10 protein-coding genes are annotated in these 8,290 nt (G+C 51.3%); 1 reads left to right on the forward strand and 9 read right to left on the reverse strand.

Features of this window, described 5'->3' with window-relative positions:
- The 7 genes from D5270_RS15960 to D5270_RS15990 all read right to left on the reverse strand — a co-directional run.
- On the reverse strand, nt 1-230 hold a 230-nt coding region (locus tag D5270_RS15960; RefSeq protein ID WP_166545016.1), incomplete at its 3' end, for an IspD/TarI family cytidylyltransferase.
- A complete protein-coding gene (locus tag D5270_RS15965; RefSeq protein ID WP_166545017.1) occupies nt 227-748 on the reverse strand; it encodes an adenylyl-sulfate kinase in 522 nt (173 codons plus the stop codon). The genes D5270_RS15965 and D5270_RS15960, both read right to left, overlap by 4 nt.
- Nucleotides 749-760: 12 nt before the next feature.
- Nucleotides 761-2,773 carry a hypothetical protein gene (locus tag D5270_RS15970; RefSeq protein ID WP_166545018.1) on the reverse strand — a complete coding sequence of 671 codons (2,013 nt, stop codon included), beginning with the start codon at nt 2,771-2,773 and terminating at the stop codon, nt 761-763.
- Between the two features lie 120 nt (nt 2,774-2,893).
- The gene (locus D5270_RS15975; RefSeq protein WP_166545019.1) at nt 2,894-4,108 is read right to left on the reverse strand and encodes a flagellin N-terminal helical domain-containing protein; all 1,215 of its coding nucleotides are present in this window, start codon (nt 4,106-4,108) and stop codon (nt 2,894-2,896) included.
- A 141-nt stretch (nt 4,109-4,249) separates the two neighbouring features.
- Nucleotides 4,250-4,789 carry a helix-turn-helix domain-containing protein gene (locus tag D5270_RS15980; protein ID WP_166545020.1) on the reverse strand — a complete coding sequence of 180 codons (540 nt, stop codon included), beginning with the start codon at nt 4,787-4,789 and terminating at the stop codon, nt 4,250-4,252.
- Entirely contained in the window at nt 4,786-5,157 is a 372-nt protein-coding gene (locus D5270_RS15985; protein WP_166545021.1) for a carbon storage regulator, read from the reverse strand. The genes D5270_RS15980 and D5270_RS15985 overlap by 4 nt, the downstream gene beginning before the upstream one ends.
- A gap of 17 nt (nt 5,158-5,174) precedes the next feature.
- A complete protein-coding gene (locus D5270_RS15990) occupies nt 5,175-5,555 on the reverse strand; it encodes a hypothetical protein (RefSeq protein WP_166545022.1) in 381 nt (126 codons plus the stop codon).
- Nucleotides 5,556-5,870: 315 nt separating this feature from the next.
- Here D5270_RS15990 and D5270_RS15995 point away from each other — a divergent pair, with 315 nt between their 5' ends.
- Entirely contained in the window at nt 5,871-7,283 is a 1,413-nt protein-coding gene (locus D5270_RS15995; RefSeq protein WP_166545023.1) for a cellulase family glycosylhydrolase, read from the forward strand.
- Here D5270_RS15995 and D5270_RS17330 read toward each other — a convergent pair.
- Both D5270_RS17330 and D5270_RS16650 read right to left on the reverse strand, forming a co-directional pair.
- The gene (locus D5270_RS17330) at nt 7,270-7,497 is read right to left on the reverse strand and encodes a hypothetical protein (RefSeq protein ID WP_442858618.1); all 228 of its coding nucleotides are present in this window, start codon (nt 7,495-7,497) and stop codon (nt 7,270-7,272) included. The genes D5270_RS15995 and D5270_RS17330 overlap by 14 nt on opposite strands.
- A gap of 73 nt (nt 7,498-7,570) precedes the next feature.
- On the reverse strand, nt 7,571-7,816 hold the full coding sequence (locus D5270_RS16650) for a hypothetical protein (RefSeq protein ID WP_207709414.1): 246 nt from the start codon (nt 7,814-7,816) through the stop codon (nt 7,571-7,573).
- Nucleotides 7,817-8,290: the final 474 nt, after the last annotated feature.

Below are 8,290 nucleotides of genomic sequence, written 5' to 3' on the forward strand. Positions count from 1 at the left end.
GACACTACCCATTCCAGTTTAGAAATCCTGTGCTGTCTGGCATACGCTCTCAATATATCGTGCCATCCGTCCACGCATACGGCGCCTATTGCGTCGATATCCGGGTGTGACTGGAACGCCTCAAGAGTATAAATTATGACAGGCTTGTCGTTCACATTTAGGAACTGCTTGGGTATTTCCTGGTGCATCCGCTGCCCTTTACCGCCGGCGATGATGAGTGCAATGTTCATGAATTAACCTCCAAACCAAACTCTTTAATGAGCCGGTCTACAATGGCTTTTGGATCTTCCTCATTATCATTTTCAATTACCACATCCGGGCTGTTGGGCTCGTCCCATGGCAGGTCAACACCAACAACTTGCTTTACTCCCGGTGAGTACAAGCCCTTTTGGTTGCGCCTGCGAAGTGTATCCATACTGACTTTTATGTATATCTCACGGTAATTCTCAATGTTCTCACGGCACCAGGCACGTACATCCGCATACATCCCAATACCGCAGTAGACTGCATCTATCCCTTGGTCTGCCATTCCATTACAGCGCATAAGGACGTTTTTTGCACCCTGCCGCCGGGCTTCCGTGGAGTAATCCCGGGGTGCGCGGGCATTAGCTTTATCGCGGTTTTTATCGCCGTCAATCAGCACCGCGTCCGGCTTGAGTGTCTGCAAGCGCTGGTAGAACAGGCCGCCTATTGTCGTCTTCCCAGCCCCCGCAAGCCCTGTGAAGAAGTAAACCGTTCCTTTTTTCATCTATTTACCTCCTCAGTGATAAATCGGCCGCTCTAAAAGCTGTGCGTCAAGTTTTAGCTTCGGCATCATATAAAGCGGCTGACCGGCCCGGTTCACAAAATTCAGCCCATTCATAAGGACCTCAAAGGTGCGCATACGCTCCTTGTCCATCCTCTCCTGTGCATTGTCAAGAGTAATCTCAACCGATTCTTCCGGCTTTTTCCCTGGAATCAATGTCTTCCCATCCTTTATCTGTTCCATAAGAACAGGGTGGTAGGTCTGCCGTATATAACCGTCTATTGTTGTACATCCGGCGATAAGCTCCTTCACTCGCTCAACATCAACTTCCTCGCCATGGTAATAGTTACAGTCATATCCGTAATACTCATACGCATCCCGCATAAAGTATTCAATCAGATAGCGCTCGGCGTCATTTGCATACTCGTCATAGGTTCTATAAACAGACTCAATGCTCATCCCTACGCGGCCTTCCTCAAGCTTCCTTCCGTATTCAGAGCAGTAGGTCATGCTTTCGGTGTATGGGAGGTCCAGGAAAGCTGCAAGCGCAGTGAAAGTAGCCGTAGGATTAAGCTTACCGTCCTCAAACCGCACCAGCACACTGTCCCTATAGAGCCGCTCATGAGGGTCCAGCATAAAGCTGCGGTTCATTATGCGCTCGGTGACAGCATCGGCAACGACACACCGCTTTCCGTCCGGCTGGGGATTTTCCCAGCTTGCCTTAGCAGAGTTGAGCATAAACCTGACTGTAGCGGCGTGGCTGTTCGTCAGGCGGCGCATAGGGGTAAACGTCTTGATATACTTGAAATTCCTGAATATCGGCGACTTCATTATCCTGTCATACTGTCCCGACACCAGCGCCGCCCGCCCCTTCATATCCAGCTCCGCCATATACACAATATTGGGGAAATGTGGCTGGAAGAAAAGCGCCGGGGCAATGCGGGAGGAATAGTCAAGGCCGGCTGTCGCACGCTTGTCATTTAGGAAATAGGCCACAAGAAAATCGCGCTCTGTCCGTCCCTTCATCAGGTACAGCTCTCTGACATAGCGGGGGTCCCAGTCAGCGACAAAGCCGTCGGTATCCTGGGTGCTCTTCACCAGGTCAAGCATCTGCCGAATCTTTGTCATCACCTCTTCAACATTGCTGAGCATAAGCGATGGCATAACTATCAGGTTGGGGTGGTTGTCAAATATCTCGTTAAAGAAATCGCCGCCGTTATGGGTGGACAGCTGGGTGTGCCAGATAAGCCTGCTGACCTCCCGGATACCTATGGGCCTGAGGGTAAACTTGCTGTAGTCTATCCCAAAGCGCTCCTTAAAATCGATGGGGTACTCAGCTACCCCATCCTCAATCAGAAATACAAACTTCTTGTCCTCGAGCAGCATGCGGATATTAATGCACTGGAGATAGGCGCAGAACACCGCCCAGTTTGTGTAGTGCAGATAGATGTGGTTCTCCTTTGCCACATATGTACTGTCCCGCACGTTGTCATTCAAATATTCCAGCTCATACTGGGAAAAAATATCCTTTGCCAGTATGGGATTTTCCAAATCATGAAAGAAGTGGTGCCTGATTACAGGCTCCTTAAAGTCAATCAGGTCTCCAAAGCGGTCCTCCGCTATGTAGTATGGTATATAAGAATTGTCACTATATGGGTAAAAGAGAATTGGCAGCTCCTCAAAGGGGACAAAATTATCCCTGAAAAAATATGGGTACTTCTTCAGGAGCTTGCAGTTCCTCTCGTAATGGGACTTCAAATCCTTCACATTCGGTGTGTAAAACGCCTCAGTCATAATGCTGAAGGCCTCTTCCCGGAACAGCCCTTTGCAATGCAGCCTGTGGAGCACAGTATATGAGACCTGGTAGTCGTCACCAAACTGCAGGTTCCATAGGGCCGCCTCAAGCTCCGCGCCAGGATTATCCTCAATCCCCTCGTTCAGCGCGGTCTTATATGCCTTAGCCGCTTCCTTGTCTTTTCCAAGCCCGACCAGCTTCCTGGCAATCTCCAGGCTCCTGTTTTCACTCATCCAGGGCTCCCTCCCTTAAAATATAAGGGAAGGGACGGGCCGTCGCCCGCCCCCTCTCTTTCAGAAAAATATTTTGGTAGGTCAAGTTCAAAAGTGCCGGAACATTCCTGCAAATTACTCTTACTGGAGCAGCTGCAGAACGCCCTGGGGAACAGCATTGGCCTGGGCTAGCATAGCCTGGGCGGACTGGATCAGGATGTTGTTCTTTGTGTAGGCCATCATCTCGTCGGCAACGTCGGTGTCGCGGATAGTGGACTCGGCATCCTGAATGTTCTCTGCCATTACGGACAGATTGTTCAGGGTGTGATCCAGACGGTTCTGGGCGGCGCCCAGGTCGCCGCGGGTGGAGGATACCAGGTTGCTGGCATACTGGATGTAGTTCAGTGCCTCGGCAGCAGTATCCGCGGTGGTAATGTCTATAGACTTCCCAAGGAACAGGTTGTCAGCGTGCATGTCATTTGCACCGACCCTTATCTGGTTGAAGTTGTGGGCGGTATCTCCTATTTGCAGCTTTCTGCCTCCATTGAACGAGAATGTCGGCAATGAGCTAACGTCAAGCTTAATGCCCCTGCTGGCCGTGATAACGAGCTTACCGCTAGAAGCTGTGAGAGTCAGAGTAACCTCGTTGCCGTCCAAATCCAGTCCCTTCAGTGCTGTGCTGCCAATCTTACTTGCAATTGCACTGGCAATCGCGCTGGCAGTTACGCCAGTGCCGACCCTCAGAATACCATCGACCCAGCTAGCAGTTGAGCCAGCAGCCGCAGTACCAGTTGCCAGCGCAACACGATAGGTCTTATTGCCCACCTGGATGCTGCCGCCAATCAGGTTCTTCATGTCATCACCGAGGGTGATAGTCATTGTAGCGGTAGCAGTAGCAGAGGTAGCCTGTGTGAATTCAGCAGTAGCAACAGACATCTCGCCGTTCAGCAGCTTAATGCCGTTGAAGTTGGCGCTGTCGGCGATACGGTCGATTTCCGACATCAGGGAGTCAACTTCCTTCTGGAGCTGAACGCGGTCAACGTTCTCGTCGTAGGTGCCGTTGGCAGACTGGGTGGCCAGGTACTTCATGCGCTTGACCATGTCCTGAATCTCCTGCATGGCGCCCTCAGCGGTCTTAACGAGGCTGATGCCGTCCTTAACGTTCTTCTGGGCGGCGTCCAGGCCGGTAATCTGAGCACGCATCTTCTCGGATATAGCCAGACCAGCAGCGTCGTCACCGGCACGGTTAATCTTGTAGCCGGAAGACAGCTTCTCCAGGTTCTTGCCCAGAGCGGAAGTGTTGGTGGTGTAGTTGCGGTAAGAGTTCATCGCAAGAATGTTGTGTTGAATACGCATAATTTTCTCTCCCATGATTATTATTTTTGCGTTTCGGGCTTCCCGGCGTTCATCGCCGGGCCTGCGCCTCTTGCCGGAGTGATCGGGTCCGGTCATGGCGCTGTATATTTCAACCGGTCCCGGGACCAGCGGAAATCGGGATTAAGCGGGCTGCTTTTCCACAGCTGCGGCCAGCTGCCCTGCATGACATTCGTACTTGATTTTGCAGAAATAGCTGCCCTTTTCTTTTTGAACATTTGCCGCCTGAATTGTCATGTTTTCCGGCAGCTCTGTGCTCTGGATGATTGGGACGAGGCCCAGCTTAGGGAGCCTGATGCCGCCGCCTTCTATTCGAATCATGAAGCCGCCCTTGGACTGCTTGCTGTAGGTCGTGTAGCTGCTCAGACCGTCTACCGGCGCCGGCCTTGGGTTATCGTGCGGGTTGTAGTCGTGGTTTCGGAAATCTCTTAGAAGCGCGTGGTGCAGGCCATTTAGTGCCAGGCTGTCGACATCCTTCAGCTCGGGGAACTCCCGCTTGTATTTCGCCGGGGTCGGGACTAAACGGCGGCCCAGCTCTGCCTGCAGCCTAGCCTCATCTGTTATCATGCGGTTCCAGAGCATGGTACAGCAGGCCATTGTCTTTTCTATCAGGGCTGCCTGCTCTGCTGTCGGCGCCAGGCCAATCCTCACGCTGCCTGTCATGTCTTCAACTCCCCGTTGAGCCGGGAGACCTGCTCCCGCATTGTTATAATTTCATCCACTAATTTAGGATTGTCATTTTCAAGCTTATCTAAGAAAGCCTTAAGCTGCCGGGCTGCGTCCTCCCGCCGGGCAAGGGTCTCCCTGCGGCGGATATTCGCGTTCCGCTCACAAAGGGTCTGGGAACGGTTTTCCCTCAGGAACGGGGGACGGGGGTTATTTTGCTCATAGACCTCCCCGCGAAGCACCGGCACATCCTTTGGCGCTTCCACCGCCACTTCCAGGTAATTGCGTTTTTTCTCGAACACCTGGATGGTGATGTCCTCCCCAATCACCAGGTATTCTCCCGGCTTGAGTCTCAGTGTCAGCATAGGGTTCCCTCCCCAATTTAACTTGCCTCCTGCTCGGCCCTGCGCACCGCGTCGTAGAAGGTGGTGGCCGGCATCCCGCATAGCCTGGCGGCCTCTTTTAGGTTCATTTCACGGTTGCGCCAGGACTTCCGTACTTCGTCAAAGTTATCCGGCAGGGGCTTGCGCCTGGTGCCAAACTGCACGCCCCGGGCTTTGGCCTTTGCTATGCCCTCGGCCTGACGGGCGCGGCGCTCACGGCGCAGGCTCTGCTTGGTGGCAGACAGGAAAAGCTGTGAAACAAATGCACCGAGCAGTTCCTCGCAGTGCTCAGGGTCCTCTTCAGAGATACGCGCCACCAAGTCGTCCGCCAGCTTTGGCAGGCTGTTCCTGAGCTCCTGGTCCGGCAGGATTTCAGCCATTGCGCATTACCTCCTGTCTCTTGTCCGGCCTTGTGTGAAACACCGGACAGCAAATTTTTTCTGAGAAGAGGCTTATTTTTTTCGGATTTATACCGAATACATTAGTGTAGGGCCTAAAAGAGAGCAAAAAAGAAGTGTCCGGTGTTTCACACAACCTCGGACACTTCTTTTGTATTATTTTATTTCTTTTGACTGAGATTCTGCTCGGTTGAGCTGTGTTAATGTATCAAAGTGTATATCCCTGGAAACTTTATTGACAGTTTCAGCCTTTTCTGATAAACTCATGCTGACATAAGCAATCAGGAGGAATAAAACATGTGTAAAATTACGACGGAAAACAATTGGTTTGTGGATGAGCAGGGCCGCCAGTGCATTTTCAATGGCTTGAATATGGTGTGTAAAGACCCGGAGCATGGCTTTGTCTACCCATTGGATGTTGGCGACTACCAGAGGCTTGTCCATAGCGGTATCAATATTCTGCGCTTTGGCCTCTTTTGGGCGGCAGTCGAGCCGCAGCCTGGACAGTTTGACCAGAATTACCTGCAAAGGATAAAAGAACAGCTGGCTCTCGCGCACCAGGCAGGGCTGAGGTTTTTTCTTGATTTCCATCAGGACCTGTACGGAGTATCTTTTGGAGGAGGCGCCCCTGCCTGGGCGGAGGCCACAGACGGACTGCCGCATAAGACCGGCGATTTGTGGAGCGACGCCTACTTGCTGAGTCCTGCGGTGAACCGCGCATTCCAGCATTTCTGGAATGATGACCCGGTGTGCGGTATGGGGCTGCAGGTCCATTTTTTAAAGATGCTGCGCCACACGGTAAGCTTTTTCCGTGGCACCCCGGGTCTGCTGGGATATGATATCTGGAATGAGCCATACCCTGGTCCGGCAGGGCAGGAGGCTCTTGGTGAGGTAATGGCGCACCTGCCTGGTTCAGTTAATTTTGAGCAGGAGGCAAAGAAAGCCCAGCTGATTGCCGGGCTTTCTGATATGGATTTCTATCGCAGTTTAACAAAGATTATTTCAAGGCACACAATGCCCTTTGAGCAAGACCTACTGACACCCTTTTATGAGCGCGCGGCGCAGGTGATACATACAGAAGACCCCCAGATGCTGCTGTTTACAGAGCCCTGCTATTTTACAAATATTGGGGTCCCATCTGGAATTGGGCGGCTCACTTTGCCGGGGCAGGTGTTCTCGCCCCATGGCTATGATTTGATTGTAGACACTGGTCATGATGAACTCTACGACCCGAGCCGCATTGAATTGATTTTCCAGCGCCACCGTGAAACGGAGCTGCAGCTTGGTGTCCCTGCATTTGTAGGAGAGTGGGGAGCCTTTGAGGGCCGCTCGGGAAACGAAAAGGCCGGGGAACAGATGATGAGAATAATCGAGCGTAACCTATGGAGCCATACGTACTGGTCATGTGCAGAGGATATTACTTCCCGTCCTGAGTGGCGTCAGCTGGTGCGGGGCTATCCGATGGCAGTAGCAGGTAAACTACGCTCCTATCATTGGGGTGAGAAATACTTTGAGATGGAATATGCCGCAGTACCCGGGATAACGGAAGTGTTTGTTCCGGATTTGGGAAGCCACGTATGGGATGTGACCGTCACCAAAGGCCGTGCGGATATAGATACTTTTTGCTGGGATGACACAGGGCATGGGATTATGCGTGTCACAGTTGAGAGTGAGCAAAATGTGAGTTTTGGTGTGACTAGAAGAGATTAAGCATTTGTGGAAGAGATTTTGGGAGCGGCATTAGCTTTGATGTCATGGCTACGTTCTCCGTTGGCGTTAAGTAGTCAATCAGATGGTAACTCTGAAAGATAAATGACACATGACTGCGCCGGTAGTCGGCAAGAACTGTCTTTGCGATGTCCTCTCCCTGGTACAAAATTTGACCGCTGGTAGGGCTGGCAAGACCACCCAGCAGGGACAGCAGACGGTTTCATAGACACAGTCCCGAAGGCGCAAGGCCAGAAATAAGGCCAGCACCAAAAAGCAGATGACGGATACTACGGCAATCGCGATAAAAAACGATATTTTGCAGGCCCTTGCAAAGATTCTTTCGCGTTCTGATAGTCATTGTCATAGCGGGTCAATGTGCAGCTTTGCCAGTCTGTGCCCAGGAGCGCCTGTATTTCTGTCATAATACGTTTTAGCCAGTCCTGGTCGTCAACATAGAAATCGCCGTACTGGACGCTGGTACTGGCTTCTGTTCCGTAGAGCAGGCATGAAGATGTGGCAAGGTCGGTAAACACTTAGTTAAGTATCACTTCTCTTTCACTTTCTGTGGTAGTGGGACTGCCTTCGGTCAATTCAAAGCCTCCGCCGGTGAAATACGAAATCCCAATACCAACAGCTGCCACGATAAAGGCAAGCTTCAGAAATTGCAGCTGCATGAACAGATAAGCTCTCCGTACGTATAGCCCACAGCTTTCAGTGCGCCAAAGTTTTTCATGTTGACTTTTATATAATTGACAATATTTATAATAATTCCTGTGTCTAAAACATGAACCTGTGTGAAAATTTTTAAATTAGTTTTCGTGCTTTTCTACGCAGGCTCTGTTATCCTGATTTTTTGAAAACCCAGTAATTTCAATGGATTGTAAAACAAAATAGAGCCGTTTCTCGATAAAAGGGTTCGAAAAACGGCTCTACTCCAACTGGCCCTACCATGCTTAAAAGATGCCATCGACCCTTGGAGGGCCAAAAACCCTAGTATTTATGCGGTT

Origin of the sequence: Acutalibacter sp. 1XD8-36, from assembly GCF_009917525.1 — a bacterium.
GTDB lineage: Bacteria > Bacillota > Clostridia > Oscillospirales > Acutalibacteraceae > Acutalibacter.